The organism is Acinetobacter sp. Lyrl_1 (genome assembly GCF_051948795.1).
GTDB classification, from domain to species: Bacteria; Pseudomonadota; Gammaproteobacteria; order Pseudomonadales; family Moraxellaceae; genus Acinetobacter; species Acinetobacter towneri.
Window position 1 is genome coordinate 1 of sequence record NZ_JAYJLK010000116.1, and the last position, 491, is coordinate 491.

1 protein-coding gene is annotated in these 491 nt (G+C 40.9%); it reads left to right on the forward strand.

Annotated features, from left to right (window positions below; genetic code table 11):
* The coding region (locus VF675_RS13800) for a recombinase family protein (RefSeq protein WP_440205398.1) at positions 1 to 383 on the forward strand (383 nt) is incomplete at its 5' end.
* Positions 384 to 491: the final 108 nt, after the last annotated feature.

A 491-nucleotide genomic window follows, 5' to 3' on the forward strand; every position in this document is an offset into this window, starting at 1 on the left:
CAATGGATCGTTTTGCGCGAAGCCTAAAAGATTTGGTCACTGAAGTAGATAAACTGGTCAAACGAGGGATCGCCATCCAGTTTGTAAAAGAAAATATTACTTTTACAGCCGAATCCACCCCGATGGATAATTTGATGCTTCAAATGATGGGTGCTTTTGCACAGTTCGAACGTGAGATCATTTTAGAGCGGCAAAAGGAAGGAATAAAACTCGCCTCTGCTCAGGGGAAGTACAAAGGTCGGGTGCATAAACTAAAGCCTGACCAAGCTGAAGCTTTACGACAAGCATGGAAGGAGGGGAAGTATCCATCGAAAATGGCATTAGGGAAAGCTTTTGGGATTAGTCGTCAGGCGGTATACCGATATTTACAAGTTAGTGAATAGCTTATTGGGATTAGCAACTAAATTTAGTTTAACTTATAAAAATCATGAAACACTGTTCGAATTTTAAGCGTGGAACATGAATAATCAATAAAAAGCCGCTCTGGTGCC